The sequence below is a fragment of the Actinoplanes sp. KI2 genome, from assembly GCF_025630775.1.
Taxonomy (GTDB): domain Bacteria; phylum Actinomycetota; class Actinomycetes; order Mycobacteriales; family Micromonosporaceae; genus Actinoplanes.
On the sequence record NZ_JAOSZE010000153.1, the window covers coordinates 1 to 474 of the forward strand.

Annotated in this window: 1 pseudogene; it reads left to right on the forward strand. The window is 74.3% G+C overall.

Going from position 1 to position 474, the window contains the following annotated elements:
* Positions 1-474, forward strand: a pseudogene (locus tag ODJ79_RS46730) (NAD(P) transhydrogenase subunit alpha); the annotation flags it as partial.

The following is a 474-nucleotide window of genomic DNA, read 5'->3' on the forward strand; positions in this document are numbered from 1 at the left end:
TCAGCTGGGCACGCCCAGCGCCGAGGCCGAGGGCGGCTATGCGCGCGAGCTCACCGAGAACGAGGCGGCCACGCAACTGCAAGCGCTCGCCGAGGCGGTGCCGCGGTTCGACATCGTGATCACCACGGCGCAGGTGCCCGGCGGCCGGCCGCCCCTGCTCGTGACCGCCGCCGCGCTCGCCGGGATGCGGCCCGGCTCGGTGGTGGTCGATCTGGCGGCCGGGAACGTCGAAGGCGTGGCCGCGAACACCCGGACGGTCACCGACGGGGGCGTCACGCTGATCGGGGCGCCGAACCTGCCGGCGACCGTGCCGGTGGCGGCTTCCACGGCGTACGCCAGGAATGTGCTTGCGCTGCTCGCCCTGCTGATGCCCGGCGGCGAGGTGGCTCTCGACCTCGACGACGAGATCCAGCGAGCAATCGTCGTCAGCCACGGCGGGCGGCTGGTCCACCCGCGGGTGCCGGAAGGAGCCCT